19 protein-coding genes are annotated in these 24,182 nt (G+C 71.4%); 10 read left to right on the top strand and 9 right to left on the bottom strand.

The window, feature by feature from the left end:
* Positions 1-2 precede the first annotated feature (2 nt).
* From ABD285_RS12115 to ABD285_RS12090, 6 genes are all read left to right on the top strand, one after another.
* Complete coding sequence (locus ABD285_RS12115) at positions 3-830, top strand: carbohydrate ABC transporter permease (protein ID WP_344202774.1); 828 nt, start codon at positions 3-5, stop codon at positions 828-830.
* The gene (locus tag ABD285_RS12110; RefSeq protein WP_284255338.1) at positions 827-1,651 is read left to right on the top strand and encodes a carbohydrate ABC transporter permease; all 825 of its coding nucleotides are present in this window, start codon (positions 827-829) and stop codon (positions 1,649-1,651) included. The genes ABD285_RS12115 and ABD285_RS12110 overlap by 4 nt, the downstream gene beginning before the upstream one ends.
* A complete protein-coding gene (locus ABD285_RS12105; RefSeq protein WP_344202771.1) occupies positions 1,652-4,336 on the top strand; it encodes a family 78 glycoside hydrolase catalytic domain in 2,685 nt (894 codons plus the stop codon).
* Positions 4,333-7,365, top strand: coding sequence for an MGH1-like glycoside hydrolase domain-containing protein (locus ABD285_RS12100; protein ID WP_344202769.1), 3,033 nt, complete (start codon positions 4,333-4,335; stop codon positions 7,363-7,365). Before ABD285_RS12105 ends, ABD285_RS12100 begins: the two co-directional genes overlap by 4 nt.
* On the top strand, positions 7,343-10,444 hold the full coding sequence (locus tag ABD285_RS12095; protein WP_284255341.1) for a family 78 glycoside hydrolase catalytic domain: 3,102 nt from the start codon (positions 7,343-7,345) through the stop codon (positions 10,442-10,444). The genes ABD285_RS12100 and ABD285_RS12095 overlap by 23 nt, the downstream gene beginning before the upstream one ends.
* 83 nt (positions 10,445-10,527) lie before the next feature.
* Entirely contained in the window at positions 10,528-11,238 is a 711-nt protein-coding gene (locus ABD285_RS12090) for an alpha/beta hydrolase (RefSeq protein WP_344202767.1), read from the top strand.
* A gap of 28 nt (positions 11,239-11,266) precedes the next feature.
* Here ABD285_RS12090 and ABD285_RS12085 read toward each other — a convergent pair whose 3' ends face one another.
* The gene (locus ABD285_RS12085; RefSeq protein WP_284255343.1) at positions 11,267-11,920 is read right to left on the bottom strand and encodes a phosphoribosyltransferase; all 654 of its coding nucleotides are present in this window, start codon (positions 11,918-11,920) and stop codon (positions 11,267-11,269) included.
* Between the two features lie 99 nt (positions 11,921-12,019).
* On the opposite strand from ABD285_RS12085, the gene ABD285_RS12080 reads away from it, so the two are divergent.
* The gene (locus ABD285_RS12080; protein WP_284255345.1) at positions 12,020-12,454 is read left to right on the top strand and encodes a sulfatase/phosphatase domain-containing protein; all 435 of its coding nucleotides are present in this window, start codon (positions 12,020-12,022) and stop codon (positions 12,452-12,454) included.
* Positions 12,455-12,518: 64 nt separating this feature from the next.
* Positions 12,519-12,854 carry a PASTA domain-containing protein gene (locus ABD285_RS12075; RefSeq protein ID WP_284255346.1) on the top strand — a complete coding sequence of 112 codons (336 nt, stop codon included), beginning with the start codon at positions 12,519-12,521 and terminating at the stop codon, positions 12,852-12,854.
* Positions 12,855-12,897: 43 nt separating this feature from the next.
* On the opposite strand, the gene glnA is transcribed toward ABD285_RS12075, so the two are convergent.
* Positions 12,898-14,322, bottom strand: a complete 1,425-nt coding sequence (gene glnA / locus ABD285_RS12070) for a type I glutamate--ammonia ligase (RefSeq protein WP_284255757.1) — start codon at positions 14,320-14,322, stop codon at positions 12,898-12,900.
* Between the two features lie 152 nt (positions 14,323-14,474).
* Here glnA and ABD285_RS12065 point away from each other — a divergent pair, with 152 nt between their 5' ends.
* Positions 14,475-14,888, top strand: coding sequence for an RDD family protein (locus ABD285_RS12065; RefSeq protein WP_344202764.1), 414 nt, complete (start codon positions 14,475-14,477; stop codon positions 14,886-14,888).
* Here the strand turns inward: ABD285_RS12065 and ABD285_RS12060 are convergent.
* Genes ABD285_RS12060 through lipB form a run of 4 tightly spaced genes read right to left on the bottom strand, consistent with a single transcriptional unit; the run spans position 14,878 to position 17,738 of the window.
* Complete coding sequence (locus ABD285_RS12060; RefSeq protein WP_284255348.1) at positions 14,878-15,279, bottom strand: VOC family protein; 402 nt, start codon at positions 15,277-15,279, stop codon at positions 14,878-14,880. The two genes, ABD285_RS12065 and ABD285_RS12060, sit on opposite strands and share 11 nt — an antisense overlap.
* Complete coding sequence (locus ABD285_RS12055; RefSeq protein ID WP_284255349.1) at positions 15,279-15,989, bottom strand: DUF4191 domain-containing protein; 711 nt, start codon at positions 15,987-15,989, stop codon at positions 15,279-15,281. The genes ABD285_RS12060 and ABD285_RS12055 overlap by 1 nt, the downstream gene beginning before the upstream one ends.
* Before the next feature lie 43 nt (positions 15,990-16,032).
* Positions 16,033-17,052: a lipoyl synthase gene (gene lipA / locus ABD285_RS12050; protein WP_284255350.1), complete on the bottom strand. Its 1,020-nt coding sequence runs from the start codon at positions 17,050-17,052 to the stop codon at positions 16,033-16,035.
* Positions 17,049-17,738 carry a lipoyl(octanoyl) transferase LipB gene (gene lipB, locus ABD285_RS12045; protein ID WP_284255351.1) on the bottom strand — a complete coding sequence of 230 codons (690 nt, stop codon included), beginning with the start codon at positions 17,736-17,738 and terminating at the stop codon, positions 17,049-17,051. Before lipB ends, lipA begins: the two co-directional genes overlap by 4 nt.
* A gap of 105 nt (positions 17,739-17,843) precedes the next feature.
* On the opposite strand from lipB, the gene ABD285_RS12040 reads away from it, so the two are divergent.
* Positions 17,844-19,262 carry a protein kinase domain-containing protein gene (locus ABD285_RS12040; protein ID WP_284255352.1) on the top strand — a complete coding sequence of 473 codons (1,419 nt, stop codon included), beginning with the start codon at positions 17,844-17,846 and terminating at the stop codon, positions 19,260-19,262.
* Positions 19,263-19,287: 25 nt separating this feature from the next.
* Here ABD285_RS12040 and sucB read toward each other — a convergent pair whose 3' ends face one another.
* The 3 genes from sucB to ABD285_RS12025 all read right to left on the bottom strand — a co-directional run bounded on the left by sucB (position 19,288) and on the right by ABD285_RS12025 (position 23,919).
* The gene (gene sucB / locus ABD285_RS12035) at positions 19,288-20,901 is read right to left on the bottom strand and encodes a 2-oxoglutarate dehydrogenase, E2 component, dihydrolipoamide succinyltransferase (protein WP_284255353.1); all 1,614 of its coding nucleotides are present in this window, start codon (positions 20,899-20,901) and stop codon (positions 19,288-19,290) included.
* Positions 20,902-20,945: 44 nt separating this feature from the next.
* Complete coding sequence (gene lpdA, locus ABD285_RS12030; protein ID WP_344202761.1) at positions 20,946-22,319, bottom strand: dihydrolipoyl dehydrogenase; 1,374 nt, start codon at positions 22,317-22,319, stop codon at positions 20,946-20,948.
* 97 nt (positions 22,320-22,416) lie between these two features.
* Positions 22,417-23,919: a leucyl aminopeptidase gene (locus tag ABD285_RS12025; RefSeq protein ID WP_284255354.1), complete on the bottom strand. Its 1,503-nt coding sequence runs from the start codon at positions 23,917-23,919 to the stop codon at positions 22,417-22,419.
* Positions 23,920-24,182: the final 263 nt, after the last annotated feature.

Raw genomic sequence — 24,182 nt, 5'->3', positions numbered from 1 at the left:
CGATGATCGGCTTCATCCTGTTCGTGATCATCCCCGCGCTCGGCGGACTCGCTCTGTCCTTCTTCGAATGGGATCTGTTCAGTCCGCCCCGGTTCGTCGGCCTCGACAACGTCGTGCGGTTGTTCACGGATCCGGACATGTGGCAGGCGCTCGGGGTCACCGGGCTCTTCGTCGTCATGGGCGTGATCCCGACGGTCGTGATCGGATTCCTCCTCGCCGTTCTGATCAACGCGAGACTGCCCGGCGTGTCGGTGCTGCGGGTGTTCTACTTCGCGCCGATGATCGCCTCCGCCGCTGTCGCGTCGGTGATCTGGGCGGCGCTGTACGACCCGCGCTACGGCCTCGTGAACCAGGTGCTCAGCTGGTTCGGCGTGGACGGGCCGGCTTGGCTCTCCGACACCACCTGGGCACGCCCGGCGCTGGTGATCATGATGATCTGGGGCGCGCTGCCGATCGTGATCATCCTCTACCTCGGCGGGTTGCAGCGCGTGTCCGACGACATCTACGCGGCGGCCTCGCTCGACGGAGCGGGCGCCTGGCGTCAGCTGTGGTCGATGACCTGGCCGAACGTGTGGCCGACGACGCTGCTCGTGACCGTCCTCCAGGCCGTGGGATTCGTCAGCGGATCCTTCGAGGTCTCGCTGATCATGACGAACGGCGGCCCGCTGGGCACGACGCAGAGCCTCGCCCTCTACGCCTACAAGGTCGCGTTCTCCGATCGCGACATCGGCTACGCCAGCGCTCTCTCGCTGTTCCAGCTCGTGCTGATGGGCGCGATCGTGGTGCTCGTGCGGGCATTGATCCGGATTCGAAAGGCGTCCTCGCGATGAGGTCCACCCTCCGCAACGTCGTGCGCTACCTCGCCATCCTCGTCGGCGCCTTCGTGCTGGCGCTTCCGTTGCTTTTCATGGTCTCCGGATCGTTGAAGTCGGCGACCGAGATCAACACCTTCCCGCCCCGGCTGCTGCCCGCGACGCCGATCTGGCAGAACTTCGCCGACGCCTGGACCTACCTGACCGCCGGCGTGATCGCGAACTCGTTCGTCTTCGCTCTCGGGATCGTCGGGCTGCAGCTGATCATCTCGCTGCCCGCGGCATTCGCACTCGCGAAGATCCCGTTCAAATGGACCGCGGCGGTCATGGCATCGCTCATCGTGCCGATGTTCATCCCGGGCAACCTGACGTTGATTCCCCTGTTCATCGTCACCTTCCAGCTCGGCTGGCTGAACTCGTTCGCGGGGTTGATCATCCCGATGGCGGCGCAGTGCGCCTTCGCGGTGCTGCTGTTCCGTCAGTTCTTCGCGAGCCTGCCGGGCGGGCTGATCGAGGCGGCGCGCATCGACGGCGCCAGCTGGGGGCGAGTCCTGTGGTCGATCGGGATCCCGCTGTCGCGTCCGGCGCTCGCGACGTTCTGCTCGGTGAGCTTCCTGACGGCGTGGAACATGTACATCTGGCCGCAGGTGGTGGCGCCGGATCCCGAGCACCGCGTGCTGAATGTCGCACTCGCCCCGTTGGCCGGGGGCGAGAACTCGCTGATCCCGCCATCGGTCGGCCTCGCCGGTGCCGTGATCGCCATGGTGCCGGTGCTGATCGTGTTCATCGTGTTCCAGAAGTGGTACATCAAGGGCGTCGCGGGGACGGGGCTGGAGTAGGTGACCATCGACGAGATGGCCGCCCGGGCCGCTGCCGGGGCGGGGGAGGAGACGGGCAGCGTCTCCGAGGCGCGCATCGACGAGATCCGTTGCGAGTATGAGACGGAGGCGCTCGGCATCGGCGTCGCGTCGCCGCGGCTGAGCTGGACGATCGGCACCGAGGACGCCGGTTTCGAGTTCGACCGCTACGAGATCGAACTCGCTCGCGACGACGGATCTCACGAGTCGGCGATCGTCGAGTCGCGCGACCAGGTGCTCGTGCCGTGGCCGTTCGCGCCGCTGCGCTCTCGCGAGCGTGTCTCGGTGAACGTACGGGTCGGCCGCGGCGATGGGTGGACGGCGCCGAGCCGGACCCTCGTGATCGAGGCCGGTCTGCTCGAGCCCGCGGACTGGAGCGCGGACCTCGTCAGCCCCGCGTCCCTGGGCGATCTCGACGACGGAGCACCGATCGTCTTCCGCGACGTGGAGGTCGACGAACGGCCCGTCCGGGCGCGGCTCTACGTCACCGCCCTCGGGCTGTACGAGTTCTCGATCAACGGGCAGCGGGTGGGCGAGGACATCCTGACCCCGGGGTGGACCGCGTACCAGCATCGGCTGCGCTACCAGACCTACGACGTGACCGAGCTCGTGACGACGGGCGCCGTCGCGCTTCGCGCCGTCCTCGGCAACGGCTGGTATCGCGGCCAGCTCGTCTGGCCGGGCAATCGATCCAGCTATGGCGACCGTCTGGCCCTGCTGGCGCAGCTCGAGCTGACGTTCGCGGATGGAACGACCACGACGATCGGCACGGACGCGGACTGGCACGCCTGCCGAAGCGGCATCCTCCGAGACGACCTGTATGACGGCCAGTCGACGGATCGCCGGATCCGCGACGATGCCGCGTGTCGGCGAAGCGAGCCGGTCGAGGTCCTCCCGCCGTACGGTGGCGCTCTCGTCGCCCGTACCGGCCCGCCCGTCCGCATCACCCAGACCCTGCCGGCGACGCGGATCCTCACCGCTCCCAGCGGCGCGCTCATCGCCGATTTCGGACAGAACCTCGTCGGCTGGGTGCGGCTGCGGGTGCGCAACGCGTCGCCGGGCGAGCGCGTGACCATCCGACATGCGGAGGTGCTCGAGCACGGCGAACTGGGCACGCGGCCCCTGCGCAGCGCCAAGGCGACGAACGAGTACCTCCTCGCGGGAGACGCGGAGGAGACGCTCCAGCCCACGTTCACCTTCAGCGGGTTCCGCTATGCCGAGATCTCCGGCGTTCCCGATCTGCGCGCGGAGGACGTCGACGCCCTCGTGATCGGCTCGGACCTGGAGCGCACGGGATGGTTCGTGTCGTCCGACCCGGACCTCAATCGACTGCACGAGAACGTCGTGTGGAGCATGCGCGGCAACTTCCTCGATCTGCCCACCGATTGCCCGCAACGGGATGAGCGGCTGGGCTGGACCGGCGACATCCAGGTGTTCGCCCCGACGGCCGCATTCCTCCTCGACGTCTCCGGCTTCCTCGCCGGGTGGCTGCGCGACCTGGCCGCCGAGCAGAAGCCGGACGGGGGAGTGCCCTACGTGATCCCCGATGTCCTGCGCGAACCCGATCCGGGCGCGGCGGGATGGAGCGATGCCGCGACGCTCGTGCCGGACGCCCTGTATCGCGCCTACGGCGACCGCGCGCTTCTCTCGGATCAGTACTCCTCGATGCGCGCGTGGGTCGAGAAGGCCACCCGGCTGGCGGGCGACGATCACCTGTGGAACACCGGTTTCCAGTTCGGGGACTGGCTCGACCCCACCGCTCCGCCGGAGGACGCGGGTGCGGCGCAGGCCGACAAGTACGTGGTCGCGAGCGCCTACTACGTCCGCTCGCTGCGCGCGGTGCGCGACGCGGCGGGCGTCCTCGGGATCCCGGACGATGCGGAGCGCTACGACGCGCTCGAGCGCCTTGCGGTGGCGGCCTTCAATCGCGAGTACGTGAGCGCCGATGGTCGCATCCGCAGCGACTGCCAGACCGTCTACGCGCTCGCGCTCTGCTGGCAGCTGCTGGACTCGGAGCGCAAACGGGCCGGCGCGGCCGATCGGCTCGCGGAGCTGGTCGTCGAGGCCGACCACCGGGTCAGCACCGGGTTCGTCGGCACCCCTCTGATCCTGGACGCGCTCACGATCGCCGGCCGCACCGATCTCGCGTACGCGATGCTGCTGCAGCGCGAGTGCCCGTCGTGGCTGTACGCGGTGGCGATGGGTGCGACCACGATCTGGGAGCGGTGGGATTCCATGCTGCCCGACGGCGCGATCAACCCCGGGTCGATGACCTCGTTCAACCACTACGCCTATGGCGCGGTCGCGGACTGGATGCATCGTGCGCTGGGAGGCCTGAGCCCCGCAGAGCCGGGCTATCGGCGCGTGACGGTGCGGCCGATGCTCTCGTCGGCCGGGGTCCCCGTCGCCAGCGCCCAGGTCGGGCACCGGTCGCCGTACGGCGACATCGAGTGCGACTGGCAGATCGACGGCGATGTACTGCGCCTGGCCGTGACGCTGCCCTACGGCGTGACCGCGGACGTCTGGCTGCCCGGCGAGGTGGCCCCGCGCATCGTCGGCATCGGCACGCACCGCTTCACCACGGCCCTCGCACCGACGCGAGGATCCCGGCAGTCACCGATATCCGGGGATCCTCGATCCCGCGGACGCAATGGGAGGACCTCATGACCGACGTGTTCACGCGCTTCACGCCCAGCAGGCGCTCGTTCCTGAAGGGAGCGGGCGTCGTCGCCGCCGCGAGCGCCGCCCTGACGCGGCTCCAGCCGCCGCGAGCGGAGCCGGATCCCGCCGCGACCTATCTGCTCGAGAACGGCTACGTCAGCCTGTCGGGCGCGTACGGCAAGCTCACGCGGTTCGCGTGCGATCCGACGGGTCGGGGCCACTACGAGCCGACCGCGTTCAGCTCGGTCTTCCTCGGCGGCACGGACTTCTTCGACGCCGGTTTCAACGACGACGTGACCTGGACGACGCAGGCAGGCAGGCTCAGCCTCGCGGGGATCCAGCTCCCGTCCGTCAAGAACCTGACGCAGTCCCAGCTCAGCGACCCGATCCCGCTCAGCACCGGCCACACGCTCGGCCAGTCCTTCACCTCGACAGCCTTCCGGTTCACCCGCGTCGGCGGGCAGTTCCCGACGTGGAGCAGCTCGACCACATCGCTGAAGCTGACGCTCTATTCCGGCACCCCGGCCACCGGCCTCACGGAGATCGGCAGCGCGCGGATCGATCCGGTGAAGGACAACGGCTGGGCCTATGTCGATGTGCCGGCGCAGCCCGCCGGCATCTACTATCTCGAGGCGTCCGACGGTTCGGGCACGCCCGGATGGTGGGGCAAGAGCGGCACCAGCACCGTCGACCCGCATGGCGCATCCTTCGCGGATCGCGTGCAGCTCACCGGGCGGGCGATGACCCTCGACGCGGTCGGCTACGACGTCGACGGTGTCGCGACCTGGGACCTCGAGCTCAACGGCCCGAGGCTCGACAGCACCTATCAGCTGACGTGGCAGGGCGCTCCCCGCGCGGACGTCGGCATGACCCTGAACACGTCGTGGGTGAAGGACGGATACTCCATCGACTACGAGGACGGCATCCTGTTCAGCCGGTTCGTCGGCGATGGCGGTGCGTATCTCCCGGCCCAGCAGCTGAAACGCCGGACGGCATGGACCAATGCGGTGAGCGGATCCAAGTGGGTCGCCGGAACCGGCACCGGACCGTACGACCTTCGCATCACGGCGGCCCGACCGACGCTCAACGGCACGATGACGGCCGCCGCGATGAAACTGACGCTCGAGACCGGCGGCACCGAGGCGACGCAGGTCGTCTCCCGCACCGTCGGGTTCGACGTGCAAGCCCACACCGAGGTCCTGCCGGCGATCTTCCCGGTCTTCACGGCATCCGACACCGTACGGGCGAGCCAGGTCTCGTCGTTCTACTGGGAACGTGCCCTCAGCTTCCGGTTCGATGGCCACGCCGCCGACTGGGCGGACTGGAACGGCCGGGTGCTGGACTGGACATCGACAGCGGGACGGGAGGCGCAGCGATCCAACCTGCTCGCGATCAGGCAAGACGACGACGGCTACGTCTGGTCGTGGTCGGATGCCCCCGGCTGGCCGTTCCCCGACCCGAAGCTCTACGACGCCCGGCACTTCACCTCCAATGCCATGTACATCCTCGGCGCATGGCGGTACTACTCCTGGACCGGCGACTCCTCGTTCCTCGCCACGGTTCTGCCGCGCGTGCGCAAGGCGATGGACTTCTATCTGGAGTCCCTCGGCGGCGCGAGCGGAATCGTCACGATCGCGTCCCCCGATCACAGTGGCCGTGACGGGGCGCTGAGCTCCAACTACTGGGACATCACCTCGTTCGGTCATCTCGACGCCTTCCTCAACGCCTACTTCTACGGAGCGCTCGAGGCCATGGCACAGCTCGAGGACCACGTCGGCGGGCGCACACGGGCCAAGCAGTTGCGCGGTCTGCGCCCCGCGGTGCGCAAGCGCTACAACGACCTGTTCTGGAACGACACGGACGGCCGGTACGTGCAGTGCATCGACGTGGATGGGGTGCGGCACGACTTCGGAGCGACATACGTGAACCTCGAGGCCGCGTCGTTCGGCCTGCCGTCGGACTCCCAGGCCGAGCGCATCTTCGACTGGCTGGATCACGGCCGCACCGAGCTGCAGGACTCGGTCGTGCTGATCGAGAGCGGGGGCCTCGCGCCCAAGATCGCGCCCGGACACAGCATGGGGATGAGCTTCACCGCGGATGCGCCCTTCACGAGCGTCGCGGCACGGTTCCCGACCTACGGCGAACGCGGCGCCGCCTTCACGATGACGCTGTATCGCGGACTGCCCGGTCACGCGCCGGTCATGATCGCGGAGAAGGACTTCAGCGACTGGAGCGACGGGAGCGTCGCCCACCTCGACCTGGAGACGCAGCCCGCCGGCGTCTACTACCTGGAGGTCTCGAAGGTCATCGGAACGCTTGCGTGGTGGTCGTCGGCGAAGCCGGTGGCGGGCGCCGCCGCCTATTCGGACGGCGCCGTGGCGCCGGATGCCGCGACCCGCTTCATCGCGGCGCTCGGCGCCTATCGCGAGGGCCCCGCCGACATCTACTCGACGTGGCAGTTCGCCCCCAGGGCGACGACGCGGCGGAACAGCTACTGGTTCTTCCTGAGCGAGCTCACGACGCCCTTCGGTCAGCAGGTGCAGGACGGTGGCGCGATCCTCTACACCTCGGGCTTCGACGTGATGGCACGTGCCCGCTACCGATCCGCCGACGACGCATGGGCCCGGATGACGGCGATCCTCGATCGCTGGAAGGAACCCGACCACCTCTCCGGCGGTTCGCCCCTCCTCCACGGTGAGAGCACCGCCGACGTCGGCGGCTCGGTCGGGACCGACATCCCGTTCCCCGAGAGCGGCCTCGCGCCGGCGAGCTTCCTCTACGCGTTCGTGGGCGCCGAGGCGGAGCCGGATGCCCTGGTGATCACCCCCCGGCTCCCGTCGACGCTGAGCAACGCGGGCGTCCGCCATCTGTCGTGGCACGGGCACGACCTCGAACTCGTGGTGACGCGCGATACGGTCTCGATCCAGGGCGACGGCATCTCGCTGGCCCGACGCTACCGGCCGGGCAGATCGGTGCGGGTGACGGTGAACGAGCTGACGCACGGGAACGCACATGGCACCGGGAACGGACGCTGATCCGGCGGCCGTCGTCGCGCCGGGGCGACTCCGCCTCGACCACCAGGAGGAGGATGCTCGATCGCCCGTCCTCGCGACCACGCCGCGCCCGCGCCTGACGTGGCAGCGGTCGCGCGACCCCGTGCCGGCCGAGCGCATCCGGGTCGAACTGCTCGATGCATCCGGCTCGGCGGTCTGGTCGGCAGTCCTTCCGCCCGAGTCGCTCCATGCCGAGCCTCCCTTCGATCTGCCGCCATACGGTGCGTTCCGCTGGCGTGTCCGATCGGAACGGAACGGAAAGGTCTCCGCGTGGGGTGAGCTGGCCTTCGAGACGGGTCCGTGGTCCCTCGCCGACTGGCATGCCTCGTGGCTCGAGGTGCCGGCGGGTGCGATCATCCGCACCGGATTCCGTGCTCGCGCGGCGTCGCTCGCGCGGCTCTATCTCACCGGTCAGGGCGTCGTCGTCGCGCGTCTCAACGGCGCGCCCGTGAATGCCGACCGCCTGGATCCGTCGCGCACCGACATCGGTCGTGCGCTGTACCGCGTCTTCGACGTCGGTGAGCTGCTCGTCGACGGCCGGAACGAGCTCGATCTGATCGTGGGACGGGGTGGATGGCACGCGACGGCGCTCCTGCCGCGCGTGCTCGTCCAGCTCCGGATCGTCGCCCCCGGTGCCGCGGCGCGGTGGGTGGCGCCGGACGAGGACGCCGTGCTCGTCCCGTCGGAGGTCGAGGCCGACGACCCCTTCTACCTCGAGCGCACGCGCGCCGGCGGCGGCACCGCGCCCGGGGCGCCGATCCGCCGGTTGGAGGCCGCCGAGGCGACCACCGATGCGGCCGTGCCGCCTCGCCGCGTCGATCCGGACGGCTCGCCGCCGGTCCGGGCGCAGGCCGCGCTGACGCCGGTCGAGGTCGGCCGCGTCGACGGCGCACGGCAGTTCGACGTCGGACTCAACATCGCGGGGCGCTCGCGCGTCGTCCTCGAATCGCGGGTGCCGCCCGGCACGACCGTCACCGTCGTGCACGGCGAGCATCTCGATGAGCGCGGCCGGATCGACACGACGAACCTGACCATGCCGTACGACCACGGTCGTGAACGTCAGGTGCTCACGCGGGTGTGCGGGGGTCGCCCCGGCGAGGCCGTGGAGCCGCTCTTCGCGTATCACGGGTTCCGCTATCTCGAGGTCCGTGGGCTTCCGGACGACGCCCGGATCCACGTCACGGCGCGTCCGTTCCACAGCGAGCTCCGAACGCGCGGGCGGGTCGACACCGACAACGAGCTTATCGGACGGCTCCTCGAGCGCGCGGAGCGGACGGCGCTCAACAACGTGCACGGCGTGCCGGAGGACTGCCCCACGCGTGAGCAGGCGGCCTGGACCGGCGACATGGCGTCCGCGGCCGACTTCCATTTCGCCCAGTTCGACCACGCCGCGTTCGCCCCGAAGTGGCTCGGGGACCTCGTGACGAGCCAGGGGACGGAGGGCGACATCCCGGGCATCGCGCCCCACGTCGGGCCGGCGGAGACGCCGGCTGACCCAGTGTGGGGAGCCGCGCTGCATCGCGTGCTGTGGAATCACTGGCTGCACGTCGGCGACGAGCGCGTGGTCGACGCGTTCCTCCCCGCGGTGCGCCGCTGGGGGCGCTATCAGCTCGGCCGGATCGGCTCCGCGGGGATCGCGGACGGCTTCCCGATCAGCTACGGGCAGGACTGGCTCGCACTCGAGCAGACGCCGGCGGAGCTGATCCACAGCGGCGCGGTCATCGACAGCCTCGAGACGCTCGCGCTCCTCGAGGAGGCGGCCGGCGATCCGGAAGCGGCGGTCGACTGGCGGGGGCACGCCGAGCGTCTGCGGCTCCGGACGCGCCAGGCGTTCCTCGAGACGGACGGGGGCTCCGGCACCGTGTCGATCGCCAACGGCTCGCAGGGTTCGCTCGCCGTCGCTCTCGAGAGCGGGATGCTGAGCGAGGGGGAATCGGCCCGCGCCGCGGCGCAGCTCGCCGAGCTGGTCCGCGAGCGGGGCAACCGGGTGTCGAGCGGGTTCGCGCTGACCCGCTCCGTGGTGCGGTCGCTCGCCGAGCACGGCTACTCGGCGGTGCTGCTCGACTGCCTGGCTCAGCCCGCCGAGCCGGGCATCGGCGCGATGCTCGCCGCGGGCCCGGGCACCTTCTGGGAGAACTGGTGGATCGATCCCCGCAATACGGGCACCGGCTCCCTCGACCACGTGGGGCTCGGCGCTCCGTTCGCGGCCTGGGTCTGGGAGCACGTGATCGGTGTCCGCCCGACGGACCGCGGCTACCGGCGTTTCGAGGTCCGTCCGGCAGTTCTTTTCGGCATCACGCGGGTGAACGCGACGTTCGAGACGCCGGCAGGCGCCGTCGCCGTCCGATACCGGCGAACCGGCGCCGGGTTCGTCCTGGAGCTCGAGGTGCCGCCCGGCTCGGTTGCGGTCGTGTCCCTGCCCGGCCGCGATCCCATCGAGGCCGGCCCGGGGCGCCACGAGCTGACGGGTGACGCGCTCCCGGTCCCGGAGGCCGTGCCGGCGCCGGAGCTCCCGCGCTGGAGCGCACCCGCGCTCGCGCCGGAGCCCAATGACGAACGGGACGGCCTCCGTCTGGATGCGGGTGCCCGCTGGGAGCCCGGCCGCGGCGAACCGGCGTGGGAGTCGGCCGACCTGGTGTGCATGCCGGTTCCGCACGCGCAGTTCGGCCACGCCGTCACGCAGGTCACGGCGACCGAGGCGGGCGAGGAGGCCTCGATCGTGCTGCGCCTGCCCGAGCCGCTGCCGCTCCGGGGAGCCGGCTTCCTGCACGCCGCGTTCGACCTGTGCTCGCGGGCGGATGCGGCCGGCGCCCGGCTGGTGCTCGCCGCGCATCTCGCCGATGGCTCGCGGCGGCGGGTCGAGACCCGGTCGTGGCCCGCGAGCTGGAATCGGGTGACGCTCGACCTCGCCGGCATCACCGGGGCGCTGATCGCCGTCGAGGTCGGCGTGCGAGCTCCGGCGATGCGCCCGCTCTCGGGCTCCGGCGACGGCCCGGTATCCGGATGGCCGGCATTCCACCTCGGGGAGGTCGGCCTCTCCCCACGTCGCGCCCGATGGTGAGGTCGGTGCGCCCGGCCGCGCGCCGCTCTCTGCTCCCGGCAGAACCCGGCGGCCGGGTCCACGCACGGATCTAGCGTGGGGGAGTGGTCGAGATCCTGTTCGTGCACGGCGCCCTGGTGCGCGACGGAGCGTGGTGGTGGCGCGCGGTCGGCGACATCGTCCGCGCCCGGATGGGCGTGACGAGTCGCGCCGTCGCCTTGCCGTCGTGCGGCGAGGGGGGCGGCTCGGCCGCCGCGAGCGGACTGCGCGAAGACGCCGACGCCCTCCAGCGCGAGCTCGACACGGCCGACGATGTCGTCGTCGTGGGGCATTCGTACGGTGGCATGGTGATCGCCGAAGGCGCCGAGCATCCGGCGGTCCGTCACCTGGTGTACATCACGTCATACCTTCCGGACGTCGGGCGATCGCAGTCCGGCGTCGTGAGCGACGAGGCGGACCCCGTCCGCGTCACGATCAGCGAGGGCGTGGTCCACGTCGACGGTTACACGGAGGCCGCCTTCGCGGACCGCTTCTGGCACGACGTCGACGCCCGGTCCACCCGCGACGGTGCGTGGCGCCGGACCACCGGTCAGGGCGCCGCGGCTTTCACGACTCCGACGACCCGCGCCGCCTGGCTCGGTCGCGCCTCGACATACCTCGTCTGCGCGGATGACCGCAGCACCTCCCTCGCCCTGCAGCGTGAGCACGCGGACCGCGCCACTCATGCCGTGGAACTCCCGGCGGGTCACCATCCGTTCCTGTCCCGGCCGGACCTCGTCGCCGAGCAGCTGCAGCGGGTCATCCGGTCCCTCTGAGCGCCGGACCGAGTGCCGCCGTCGCCGCTCAGGGGCGGCGTGCCGACCGGAGGACGTCCTCGACCTCGGCGTCGGACGTCTGGCCGAACCTGCGGTAGTGCGCGCCGACGGCGAAGAAGCCGAGGGGGCGCGCCAGGCAGATGACGGAATCGGCGTCGGGAACGCGGTCGTCGGCATCCGGCGGACCGACCGGCGCAGCCAGGAGCACGCGGCTCGCGCCGAGGTCTCGCGCCACCCGGCAGGCCGCGGTCGCGGTCGCGCCGGTGGCGATCCCGTCATCGACGACGAGCGCGGTGCGCCCGGCGAGGTCCGGCGGGACGTCCCCGTGCCGCAGCCGGGCGACGCGGTCGTCGAGGGTCGCGCGCTCGCGATGCTCGACGGCCTCGATCTGCTCCGGCCGTATGCGCGCAGTAGCGACGAGATCGTCGTCGACGATCCGGACCCCGAGTTCGCCGATCGCGCCGATCGCGAGCTCGGGTCGGAAGGGCGCACCGAGCTTGCGCACGACGAGGACGTCGAGCGGCGCGTGCAGCGCCTCGGCGACCCTGGCGGCGACGATGACGCCGCCGCGCGGCAGGCCCAGGACGACGGGGTCGACGAGGTCGAGCTCGAGGAGCCGATCGCCCAGCCGGCGGCCGGCGTCGTCCCGGTCGGCGAAGAGCTCCGCGGACGATCCCGTCATCGCGACCTCCTCGACCGATCCGACGTCCACAGAGTAGGCCGAGCCCCCGGAGCTCCGCCGTCAGGCGGGCGTGACCTTCTCGATCGGATGGATCCGCACATGAGCCGCCTGGCTGGGGTGCCCGCAGACGAACGCGCCCCACTCGACGGCGCGAGCGTGCTGCCCCTGCTCACCGTCGAGGACGAGGAGCGCCCTGCCTTCTCCGAGTACCACCTCGAGAAGGTCTGGGCGCCCTGCTTCATGGTGCGGCGCGGCAGGTTCAAGTACCTGCACTTCCACGGCCACGGCGTTCAGCTGTTCGACCTCGAGGCCGATCCGGGTGAGTGGCACGACCTCGCAGGGACGCCGGGATACGCCCACATCGAGGAGGAGCTGCGCTCGCTGCTTCTCGACCGATTCGATCCGGAGCAGCTGGCCACCGATGGCGCGGCGAGCATCCCGCGACGGCAGATCGTGGCGGCCGCACTGGCGCGCAACGGCATCCGGTGGGACTACTCGCCGGTAGTGGACGGCACCCGCCGGTACGTGCGCTGAGGGGAGACCATCCGCGGGCCGCTCGACGAGCGGCCCGAGTGACGAGCGGCGTACCGTCGGTCTCATGGTGGAGCGTGCGGCGCATCGTGTGACGGTGCCCGAGGTCGTCGGGCTCCCATTCCACATTGCTCGCGACGTCGCGCGCGAGGCCGGCGTCACCCTTGCGAATCCCGACCCGGACGGCCCGCCCATCGGCGTGCTGGCATGGCCCGGCCTGTTCTACGTCACGTCGCAGAGTCCCGCGGCCGGAAGAGTGCTCTACCGCTGGGACTCCGTCGCCGTCGAGGTCGTCGCGCACGGCGAGGCGGGTTCCCCGGCGATGGCGGAACCGTCGGACGTGCCGCCCGCCGATGTCGCTCACGCCGACCCGGAACGCGACTCGTTCGTCGACCTGACGTGAATCGGGCCGCCCTCCGAGAAGGACGGCCCCCACTCGATCTGACTTACACCCCGAAGTACAGCTCGTACTCGAACGGGTGCGGCCGCTGCGCGAACGGGAGCAGCTCCTTCTCGCGCTTGTAGTCGATCCAGGTGTCGATGAGGTCCTGCGTGAACACGCCGCCTTCGAGCAGGAAGTCGTGGTCGTCCTCGAGGGCACGCAGCGCCTCGTCGAGCGAGCCCGGCAGCTGCGGGATGCCCTTGGCCTCCTCCGGCGGGAGCTCGTAGAGGTCCTTGTCGACGGGCTCGTGCGGCTCGATCTTGTTCTTGATGCCGTCGATGCCGGCCATGAGCTGCACCGCGAAGGCGAGGTACGGGTTGCCGGAGGCGTCGGGCGCGCGGAACTCGATGCGCTTCGCCTTCGGGTTGGTGCCCGTGATCGGGATGCGGATCGATGCCGAGCGGTTGCCCGCCGAGTACACGAGGTTGACCGGGGCCTCGAAGCCCGGGATCAGCCGGTGGTACGAGTTGACGGTCGGGTTGGTGAACGCCGAGATGGCGGCCGCATGCTTCAGGATGCCGCCGATGTACCAGCGCGCGATGTCGGAGAGCCCGCCGTAGCCCTTCTCGTCGTAGAACAGCGGCTTGCCGCCGTCCCAGAGCGACTGGTGGGTGTGCATGCCCGAGCCGTTGTCGCCCATGAGCGGCTTCGGCATGAAGGTCGCGACCTTGCCCCACTCGAGCGCCGTGTTCTTGACGACGTACTTGAACTTCAGGATGTCGTCGGCCGCGTGCACCATCGTGTCGAAGCGGTAGTTGATCTCGTTCTGCCCGGCGGTGCCGACCTCGTGGTGACTGCGCTCGACCTGGAGGCCGACCTCCTCGAGCTTCAGCACGATGTCGTCGCGCAGGTCGGCCATCTGGTCGACGGGCGTGACCGGGAAGTAGCCGCCCTTGTACGGGGTCTTGTTGGCGAGGTTGCCGCCGTCCTCGACGCGGCCGGTGTTCCAGGCCGCCTCCGAGGAGTCCACCTCGTAGAAGCTCTTGTTCTGCCGCACCTCGTAGCGCACGTCGTCGAAGATGTAGAACTCGGCCTCCGGGGCGAAGAACGCCGTGTCGGCGATGCCGGTCGAGGCGAGGTACTTCTCCGCCTTCTTGGCGACCTGCCGCGGGTCGCGGCCGTAGACCTCGCCGTTGCGGGGGTTGTAGATGTCGAAGACGACCACGAGCGTGCGCTCGGTGCGGAACGGGTCGACGAACGCCGTCGAGATGTCGGGGATGAGCTGCAGGTCCGACTCGTGGATCGACTGGAAGCCCCGGATGCTGGACCCGTCGAACAGCTGACCCACCGAGAAGAACTCCTCATCGACGGTCGACGCCGGGATGTTGAAGTGCTGCTGGATGCCCGGCAGATCGGTGAACCGGATGTCGAGGAACTTGACATCCGTGTCCTTGATGAACTTCAGGACCTCGGAGGAGTCGCTGAACAGGGGGGTGGACATAGGTGCGGAACTCTCCCGTGGCCGTGATGAGGACGGCTGCCGAGCGCAGCCTTGCCCGAAGGCTAGGCCGCGGCGGTTTCCCCATCGTGACCGCTTTGTTTCGGGGATGTTACGCGGGCGGGCGCTCCTAGGCTGGCGGGGTGAGCGCATCCTCCGACCGCAGCTGGCCCGGACGCGGTCTGGGATTGCCCGAGGACGGCCCCCGCTCCATCGCCCGCATCGGCCGGCGGATCGGCGCGATCGCGATCGACTGGGGGATCTCCTACGCCCTGGCCTGGACGGTCTTCCACCAGCGCGATCTCCGGGTCGACGGCCTCTACGTGCTCGCGGTGTTCGCGGTGTTGACGATCCTGTTCGAGCTCTTCTTCCTCGGCAGCCCCGGCCACCTCATCCTGCGCATGCGCGTCGTGCCGCTGCGCGGGGGACGGCTCGCTCCGTGGCAGCCGCTCGTGCGCACGCTGCTGCTGTGCCTGGTGATCCCGGCCGTGATCCCGGATGGCGACCAGCGGGGCCTCCACGACCGCGCGGCCGCGACCATCCTGGTCAGGGTGTAGCCAGGGCGCCCCGGTCCGACGTCAGCAGCGCGACGTTGCCGTCGGGGTCGTCGACCATCGCGGCGTACGGCCCGCTCGTCTGCTGCGGCGCCATCCGGCCGTGGTAGCCGGCCGCCGTCAGCTGCGCGTACGTCGCGTCGACCGCGCCGTCGGTGCCGAGGTAGAACTCGAACAGGCTGCCGTAGCCGGTGGCCGGCCGTTCGAACGCGGGGTCGAACGCCTGGGCGAAGACCGTGTCGAAGAAGATGCTGACGCCGCTGTCCATGCGGTGGATGACGAACGGCTTCTCGTCGGCGTCCTCCGGGATCGGCAGCCCGACCATGCGGTAGAACCGCAGCGCCCGCGGCATGTCGCGCACGAGCACGCCGAGCATGCTCAGCTGGACGGACATCAACGCGGGCGCGGTGCGCGCACCCGCCGCGGGTCGATGCCCTTCGGGATGCCGATGCCGCCCATCCCGCGGCTGAGCGAGGCGAGCCGGCTCGACACCGCGGCGACCTCCGCCTTGGTCAGCGTCGACTTGAACGTGCGCAGCCTGGACACGATGCGGTGCAGCGGCGTGGCGTCGGGGTCGGGGCCGACGTAGATGAAGTGGATCGGCACGTTCGGCAGGACGCGGGCGACGTTGGCGCGCTCCTTCTCGAGCATGGGCTGGGTACGTGAGCGCGGCCCCTCGCCGATGAGCACGACGCCGCCGCGGCCGACGGCGCGGTAGACGGCGTCCTGAGTGCGCGGGCTGATGTTGACCGGCATCTCGTTGCCGACCCAGCTGCGGCGCAGGCCGTTCTTGAGCACGGCACCGACCGCTCCGGGCTGGCCCTCGATGCCGCCGTACGCCGCTCGCTCGGCGCGGCGCCCGAGCACGATGATCCCGAGCAGCACGCCGAGCAGCACGCCGACGATGATGTACAGCACCAGCCCGAACACGTTGTCGCGTGAGAGCAGCACCCCGGCGACGATGCCCGCGGCGATGGGCACGAGCAGGCAGGCCAGCAGCCACCAGACGATGCTGCCGTCGTAGCGGCGGGTCATCTGGAAGACCCGCCACATCTGGACGAGCCGGTTCGGCTCCTTCTCGGGCTTCTCGGTCGCGCGGGCCATAGGGATCAGAATACGGGGCGCCGCGGGTGCGCGAGTCGAGCGATCACCCCACCGCCTGGGCGAACTCCGCGCTGTCGGCGAGATGCTGCAGCTCGGCCGGGATCGGGCGCCCCTTCGCGAGCATCGACGTCGCCCACAGCCGCCCGGCGCGATAGCTCGACCGCACGAGGGGCCCGGCGAGCACGCCGAGGAACCCGATGCGCTCGGCGATGTCCTTCAGCTCTGCGAACTCCTGCGGGGCGACCCAGCGCGCGACCGGCAGGTGCCGCGGGCTCGGCCGCAGATATTGCGTGATCGTGATGATGTCGGTGCCCGCGTCGTGCAGGTCCAGAAGGGCCTGCTCGACCTCGGCGCGCTCCTCGCCCATGCCGAGGATGAGGTTGGACTTCGTGATGAGACCCGCCTCCCGGGCCCGGGTCAGCACACCGAGGGACCGGTCGTAGCGGAACGCCGGCCGGATGCGCTTGAAGATGCGCGGCACCGTCTCGACGTTGTGTGCGAAGACCTCGGGCCGGCTCGCGAAGACGACGTCGAGCAGTGCCGGGTCACCGGAGAAGTCGGTCGCGAGGATCTCGACCCCGGTGCCCGGATTGGCCTCGTGGATCGCGCGCACGGTCTCGGCGTGCAGCCATGCCCCCTCGTCGGGCAGGTCGTCGCGCGCGACGCCGGTCACGGTTGCATAGCGCAGGCCCATCGTGCGCACGGACTCGGCGACGCGGCGCGGCTCGTCGGTGTCGTAGTCGGCCGGCTTGCCGGTGTCGATCTGACAGAAGTCGCACCGGCGCGTGCACTGGCTGCCGCCGATCAGGAACGTCGCCTCGCGGTCCTCCCAGCACTCGTAGATGTTGGGGCAGCCCGCCTCCTGACAGACCGTGTGCAGGCCCTCGTCCTTGACGAGGCGGTGCAGCTCGGTGAACTCCGGACCCATCCTGGCGCGGGTCTTGATCCAGTCGGGCTTGCGCTCGATCGGCGTCTGCGCGTTGCGCACCTCGAGGCGCAGCAGCTTGCGGGCGCCGGCGTGGCGCGGGTCGCCGGGGGCGATCCCATTCGTGACGGCGCTCATGCGCCGACGGTCGCGGTCTGCAGGGTCGGCTCGTCGTGCAGGCTGTGCAGGCTCGGCGCGAGGTGCCGCTCGAAGCGATCCACCACGAGCGGCACGACATCGGCGGGCGTGACCGTCCGGCCGAGCTCGCGGCTGATGCTCGTGACGCCCGCGTCGGCGAGACCGCACGCGATGATCGCGCGGTAGGCGTCGAAGCCGTTGCTGCAGTTCAGCGCGAAGCCGTGCGTGGTGACGCCGTCGGCCACCCGGATGCCGATGGCCGCGATCTTGTCGCCCACCGGCCGCCGCTCGTCGACCAGCCAGACGCCGCTGCGGCTCTCGACGCGCACGCCCGGCACGCCGAGCTCCTCCAGCACATCGATCAGCATCCCCTCGAGCCGCCGCACGTACGCGACGACGTCGATGGGGTCGGCCAGCCGCACGATCGGGTAACCGACCAGCTGACCGGGGCCGTGCCAGGTGATCTTGCCGCCGCGATCCACGTCGATGACGGGGGTGCCGTCGACCGGCCGTTCCTGCGGTTCGGTCCTCTTGCCCGCGGTGTACACCGACGGGTGCTCGAGGAGCATCACGGTATCGGGCGCCCGGCCGCTCGCGACGGCCGCGTGCAGGGCACGCTGCCGGTCGAGGGCCGTCGAGTACGGCACGGAGTTGGCGCTTAGCCCCGTGTCGACGTAGTCGACCATGTTCCGATCCTAGGCGGCGTCCTCCACCTCCCTCGTTCGGGCGCACCGTCCACCCGGTGAGGCGGTCTCGGATCGGGCGCATCGACGGCGGATCAGGCTGGTCGGGTGGACGATGGGCAGGAGATCGGCGGGTACCGCGTGCTGCGACGGCTCGCGGTCGGGGCGCGCAGCACGGTGCTGCTCGCTTACGACGGCGAAGGAGCCGACGGCGTCGTGCTGAAGGTGACACCGGCCGACGACCCGGCGGCGCTCCGCGAGGCGGCGGCGCTCGATCGGGGCATGGGCGATCACGTCGTGGCGCTGCTCGACGCCTGCGCGGACGACGACCGGCTCGCGCTGGTGCTGCCGCGGCTGCCCGGCCCGGACCTCGCACGGCTGCTCGCGGACCGCACCGAGCTGGAGGGCGGTGAGGCCGTCACGATCCTCGCCCCGCTCGGTGCGACCGTCGGCCGGCTGCACGCCCGGGGCGTGGCGCACGGGGCGCTCGACGCCGGGTCCGTGCTCTTCGACGTCGACGGTGCGCCCGTGCTCATCGGGTTCGGCGCGGCGTCCGCCTTCGACGCGGACCTTCCGGAGGTCGGGCTCGAGGGGATCGCCGGCGTCGCGAGCGATCGGACCGGGCTCCGCGCCCTCGCGGCGACCGTGCTGGGCCGCGTCGGCGGCGACCGCCGTGCGGCAGCACGGCGCCTGCTCGCGCGGCTGGCGAGCACGCCGGATGCCGCGCTCACCGGTGTCCTTGCGTCGGAGCTCTTCGACGTCGCCGCGGCCCTGCCCGTGCGATTCGCCGACCCGTCACCGCCGCTCGGCGGATCGGGCGGGCGCCTCGTGCCGGTCTCCGCGCCCGTGGCGCCGGATGACGGCGCACCGCGCCCCGGGTGGACGGGGCGCGTCGAAGCCCTGCTCGACCGATCGCCCGCCGCCGAGGTGAAAGCGGCGGCGCTGCGACGGTGGTCGGGGCTGCCCGCCGCCCGCCGCAAGCTGCTGCTCGCGACCGGGGTGGGGGCGCTGGCGTTGATCGTCGCCGTCGTCGCGATCCCGAGCGGCCCCGCACCCGGCGCCGCGGCGGGTGCCGTGGCTCCGTCGGGGTCGCCGACGCGGTCCCACCCGGGTCGTGCATCCGCCTCGCCCCGTCCGGCGGCGAGCGACGATCCCGTGCGGGGCGATGACCCGGTCGCCGCGGCGACGGCGCTGCTCCGGGGGCGCGAGCGATGTCGGCGGGAGCTCTCGGTGCTGTGCCTCGACGACGTCGACCAGGACGGGTCGTCGGCCGCCCTGACGGACCGGGATGCCATCCGCGCGGCGCAGGACGGTGGTGAGCTGGCCACCGATCCGCTGCCCGCGTCGGCGGAAGCGGCGGCACGGCTCACCGAGCGGCTGGGCGGCTCGGCGCTGGTCGGGCTCGGCGGGGGAGCGTCGATCCTGCTCGTGGACGGCGCGGACGGCTGGCGGATACGCGACATCCTGCCGGCGCCGGCGGTGACGCCGGCAGTCCCGCAGACGCCGACGCCGCCACCCGGAGGATGACGGCGTCGGTCGACGGTGAGACGGATCAGATGCCGAGCTGGCCCTCGAAGTCGGCGCCCTCGAGACGCTCCTTGACCGCGCCGAGGAAGCGGGCGGCGTCCGCGCCGTCGACGATGCGGTGGTCGTACGAGAGCGCGAGGTAGACGATCGAGCGGATCGCGATCGCGTCCGTGCCGCCCTCGCTCACCACGACCGGCCGCTTCGCGACGATGCCCGTGCCGAGGATCGCGGACTGGGGCAGGAAGACGATCGGGGTGTCGAACAGCGCGCCGCGCGATCCCGTGTTGGTCACGGTGAAGGTGCCGCCGGCGAGCTCGTCGGGCTTCAGGCGGTTGCCGCGCGTGCGCTCGGCGAGGTCCGCGATCTGCTTCGCGATGCCGGCCAGGTCGAGCTCGCCCGCATCCCGGATCACCGGGGTCAGCAGACCGCGCTCGGTGTCGACCGCGATGCTGATGTTCTCGTGATCCGGATAGACGATGCTGTCGCCGTCGACCGTCGCGTTGACGATCGGGAACGCGCGCAGGGCCTCCGCGGCGGCGAGCGTGAAGAACGGCAGGAAGTTCAGCTTGACGCCGGTCTTCGCCTGGAAGTCGCCCTTCACGCGGTCGCGCAGTGCCGCGACCTTCGTCACGTCGACCTCGACGACGGTCGTGAGCTGCGCGAGCGTCTGCATCGAGACGACGGCCCGCTCGGCGACGACCTTGCGCAGGCGCGACATCGGCACGGTCGTGCCGCGCAGCGCGGAGACCTCGGCCGGCTGGCGCGACGCGGCGTCAGCCTCGGCGGGAGCGGCCGGGGCTGACGGAGCCGTCGCGGCATCGAGCACGTCCTGCTTGCGGATGCGGCCGCCGACGCCGGTGCCGGAGACGGCGGAGAGGTCGATGCCCTTCTCGTTCGCCAGCTTGCGCACGATCGGGGTGACGTAGCCGGCGTTCGGAGCGACCGCCGGAGCGGCGGGCGCCGCGGCCGCGGGAGCTGCGCCGGCCGGAGCCGCTGCAGCCGGAGCCGGCGCGGCAGCGGGAGCTGCCGCTGCGGGAGCCTCTGCGGCCGGGGCGGGCGTCGCGGGCGACGTGCCGGCGGGCGCGGGGGCAGGAGCAGCTGCGGGTTCGGGAGCGGGCTGAGCCGGCTCGGCCGGCTGGGCTGCGGGTTCCGGGGCGGGCTGGGTGGTCTCCGCCTGCTGGGCCGCGGTGGCGGGCTGCTCCGCCTCGACGGGCTGCTCGGTCGACGGGGTCGCCGTCTCGGCCGGCGTCGGCTGCGGGGCCGGGACGGTCTCCTGGGCCTGCGCGGCCGGCTGCTCGGCGGGTGCCGCCGGAGCCTCGGGGGCCGCGGCGGGCTGCGCGGCCTCGGCCGGTGCCGCCTCGGCCTGCGGGGCGGCCTGCGGAGCCGCCTCCTCACCGCCGGAGCCGTCGCCGATCGTGACGAGCGCCGTGCCCACCTCGACGGTCTCGTCCTCCTGCACGAGGATCTGCTCGATGACCCCGGCGACCGGCGACGGGATCTCGGTGTCGACCTTGTCGGTCGAGACCTCGAGCAGCGGCTCGTCGACCTCCACGCGGTCGCCGACCTTCTTGAGCCAGCGGGTCACCGTGCCCTCCGTGACGCTCTCCCCGAGCGCAGGAAGGCTGACGGATTCGCTCATCGGTGATGCTCCTTATTCGTGGTGCTGTTCAGGGTAGTCCGGCCTCAGATCGCGTGGAGCGGCTTCCCGGCGAGTGCCAGGAACGCCTCACCGAGCGCCTCGTTCTGGGTGGGGTGCGCGTGGATGTACGGGGCGATGTCCTCGGGGTAGGCCTCCCAGCCGACCGCGAGCTGGGCCTCGCCGATGAGCTCGCCGACGCGGGCGCCGATCATGTGCACGCCGACGACGGGCCCGTCCTTGACGCGCACCACCTTGACCGAGCCGGACGTCTCGAGGATGTGGCTCTTGCCGTTGCCGGCCAGGTTGTAGTCGTACGCCACGACCTGGTCGTCGCCGTAGGTCTCCTTGGCCCGGGCCTCGGTGATGCCGACCGATGCGACCTCGGGGTCGGAGTAGGTGACGCGCGGGATCGTCGACTCCTCGAGGCGGATCGGGTTCATGCCCGCGATCTCCTCGGCGACGAAGATGCCCTGCAGGAATCCGCGGTGGGCCAGCTGCAGGCCCGGGACGATGTCGCCGACGGCGTAGACGCCGGGCACGTTGGTCTGCAGCCGCTCGTCAGTGAGCACGAAGCCGCGGTCCATGTTCACGCCGACCTCTTCGTAGCCGAGGTTCGCGGTGACCGGACCACGGCCGACCGCGACGAGCAGGACGTCGCCGTCGAAGGTGGCGCCGTTCTCGAGCGTGACGTGCACGCCGTTCTCGTCCTGGCTCGCGCTCTGGAAGCGCACCCCGAGGCTGAACTCTATGCCGCGCTTGCGGAACGCCCGCTCGAACTGCTTGCTGACCGACTCGTCCTCGTTCGGCACGAGGTGCGGCAGCGCCTCGATGATCTGCACGTCCGCACCCCACGAACGCCAGACGCTCGAGAACTCGACGCCGATCACGCCGCCGCCGAGCACGAGCGCCTTCTTCGGCACGGTGTCGAGGTTCAGCGCCTGCTCGGAGGTGATGATCCGGCCGCCGATGTCGAGGCCGGGCAGCGAGCGCGAGTACGACCCGGTCGCCAGGATGACGTTCTTACCCGTGACCGTCACGTCGCCGACCTGCACGGTCGTCGGGGAGGTCAGGCGCCCCTCGCCCTCGATCGTGGTGATGCCGCGGGCCTTGATCAGCCCCTGCAGGCCCTTCCACTTGCTCGAGACGATGCTGTCGCGGTACTGCGCGACCCCGGCCAGGTCGATGCCCTGGAGCGTGGCCTGCACGCCGTACCGGGCGGCATCCCGCGCATGATCGGCGATCTCGGCGGCGTGCAGCAGCGCCTTCGTCGGGATGCACCCGACGTGGAGGCACGTGCCGCCCACCTTGCCCTTCTCGATGAGGCCCACGGTGAGGCCCAGCTCGGCGGCCCGGAGCGCGGCGGCATAGCCCCCGCTTCCGGCGCCCAGCACGACAAGGTCGAAGTTCTGCTCGGACACCCGGCATCTCCCTGTGCATGAAGCGAGGTGAGCACCGCGCAAGGGGGTGGCGTCGCGGTGCGGACGAAACGACAGAGGATTTCTGCCGCCAACAACCCTATCCCTTCCGGCTCAGGCTTTCCGTGAGCGCGATGAGGGTGCGCACGGTCGATCCGGTCGGGCCCTTGGGCGTGAACCCGTACGGGCCGCCGCTGTTGTTGGCGACGCCGGCGATGTCGAGATGGGCCCACGGGATCGGCCGGGCGTCGGCGCCGTCGCCGCGGGTCGGCACGAAGTGCTGGAGGAAGGTCGCGGCGACGAGCATGCCGCCCGTGGTCACGCCGGGGCGCGAGTTCACGATGTCGGCGACGTCGCTGTCCAGGATGCTGCGCAGCTCCGGCGGGATCGGCATGGCCCACGCGGGCTCGGCCGCATCCGCACCGGCGTCGAGCACCCGCTGGACGATCTCGTCGTCGCCCATCACCGGCGTCACCCGCTCGCCCATCGCGACGCGCGCCGCGCCGGTGAGGGTCGCGACATCGAGGATGAAGTCGGGGTCGTCGTCGGCCGACGCACCCAGGCCGTCCGCGAGCACGAGCCGGCCCTCGGCATCCGTGTTGAGCACCTCGACCGTGCCGCCGCCGAACATGGTGAGCACGTCGTTCGGCCGCATGGCGCTGCCGGAGGGCATGTTCTCCGCGACGCAGAGCCGCGCGGTCACCTCGACCGGCAGGCCGAGCCGTGCGATCGCGAGGGTCGCGGCGAGCACGACCGCGGCCCCGGTCATGTCGTATTTCATGCCGACGAGCCCCGTCGCCGGCTTGAGCGTGATGCCGCCCGAGTCGTACGTGATGCCCTTGCCGACGAGCGAGATGCGGCGCTCGGCGCCGGCAGGGCGGTAGCGCACGACCACCAGGCGCGGCGGTCGCACCGATCCCGAGCCGACCCCGAGGATCCCGCCGAAGCCGCCCTCGTGCAGCGCCGCCTCGTCGAGCACCTCGACCTCGACCGGGAGCCCCGCTGCGAGCTCCTGCGCGCGCTCGGCGAGCGCCTGCGGGTAGAGGTCGTTGGCGGGGGTGGATGCCAGATCGCGCACCGTGTGGACGGCCGTCGCGACCGCCGCGGCGTGCTCGACGAGAGCGGGGGCGTCGAGCCCGGACGCCGCGTGCACGACGATCTCGGCGACGGGTCGCTTGGCGGAGGCCGCCTTGGCGGCGGAGCGGTACGTGGTGAACGACCACGACCCGAGCGCCGCGCCCTCGAGCACCGCCGCCGCACGCTCGGCGTCGTCCGCGGGCAGCGCGATGGCCACCCTGGCGGTGCCGGCGAGCTGCCGGACGGCGGATCCGGCGGCGGCCCGCAGCGCATCCACCGTGGCGTCGCCGCCGAGCCCGATGAGCGCGATCGGCGGCGCACCCTCGATGAGGGCCGGAAGCCGGCGCAGTTCGTCGGGCGCTCCGGTCGTACCGATCGAGGCGAGTGCCGCGGAGATCGCGCCGAACGCGTCGTCGTCCCGCGCGAGGCGCGGTCCGTCGTCACCCGAGAGCACCCCGAGCACGAGGACGTCGGCGTCGGCCGAGAGCGGGGAGGCGGAGACGAGCGAGAGTGCGGGAACGGCCATGCCGATCACGCTATCCCCGTGTTCGCTCTGGGCATGACGGGCGGCCCCTCCGGCTCCGGCGACCGGCGGGCCCGGCGACCTAAAATCGACGCATGAGCGACCCGCGCGGACTGTACGACCTCACGTTCGAGGCCGCCACCGTGCCCACCGGGCTGCACCTCGTCGCGGGCCTGACCGGATTCTCCGACGCGGGAGCGGCCGTGGGCCAGTTCAGCGAGTACCTGCTCGAGAACCTCGAGGTGCGCGAGATCGTGACCTTCGAC

Source organism: Pseudolysinimonas kribbensis (assembly GCF_039531715.1).
Classification (GTDB): Bacteria; Actinomycetota; Actinomycetes; order Actinomycetales; family Microbacteriaceae; genus Pseudolysinimonas; species Pseudolysinimonas kribbensis.
Note: the sequence above shows the minus strand (reverse complement) of the source record. Positions and strands in the feature narration are given on the sequence as shown.

Excerpts from the sequence above, each read along its gene's own strand:
- lipA (WP_284255350.1), bottom strand. The coding sequence starts at position 17,052 with ATGAGCGCCGTCACGAATGGGATCGCCCCCGGCGACCCGCGCCACGCC.
- ABD285_RS12115 (WP_344202774.1), top strand. The coding sequence starts at position 3 with ATGATCGGCTTCATCCTGTTCGTGATCATCCCCGCGCTCGGCGGACTC.
- ABD285_RS12095 (WP_284255341.1), top strand. The coding sequence starts at position 7,343 with ATGGCACCGGGAACGGACGCTGATCCGGCGGCCGTCGTCGCGCCGGGG.
- ABD285_RS12100 (WP_344202769.1), top strand. The coding sequence starts at position 4,333 with ATGACCGACGTGTTCACGCGCTTCACGCCCAGCAGGCGCTCGTTCCTG.
- ABD285_RS12080 (WP_284255345.1), top strand. The coding sequence starts at position 12,020 with ATGAGCCGCCTGGCTGGGGTGCCCGCAGACGAACGCGCCCCACTCGAC.
- ABD285_RS12075 (WP_284255346.1), top strand. The coding sequence starts at position 12,519 with ATGGTGGAGCGTGCGGCGCATCGTGTGACGGTGCCCGAGGTCGTCGGG.
- sucB (WP_284255353.1), bottom strand. The coding sequence starts at position 20,901 with ATGAGCGAATCCGTCAGCCTTCCTGCGCTCGGGGAGAGCGTCACGGAG.
- ABD285_RS12055 (WP_284255349.1), bottom strand. The coding sequence starts at position 15,989 with ATGGCCCGCGCGACCGAGAAGCCCGAGAAGGAGCCGAACCGGCTCGTC.
- ABD285_RS12085 (WP_284255343.1), bottom strand. The coding sequence starts at position 11,920 with ATGACGGGATCGTCCGCGGAGCTCTTCGCCGACCGGGACGACGCCGGC.
- lipB (WP_284255351.1), bottom strand. The coding sequence starts at position 17,738 with ATGGTCGACTACGTCGACACGGGGCTAAGCGCCAACTCCGTGCCGTAC.
- ABD285_RS12060 (WP_284255348.1), bottom strand. The coding sequence starts at position 15,279 with ATGTCCGTCCAGCTGAGCATGCTCGGCGTGCTCGTGCGCGACATGCCG.
- ABD285_RS12110 (WP_284255338.1), top strand. The coding sequence starts at position 827 with ATGAGGTCCACCCTCCGCAACGTCGTGCGCTACCTCGCCATCCTCGTC.
- ABD285_RS12025 (WP_284255354.1), bottom strand. The coding sequence starts at position 23,919 with ATGGCCGTTCCCGCACTCTCGCTCGTCTCCGCCTCCCCGCTCTCGGCC.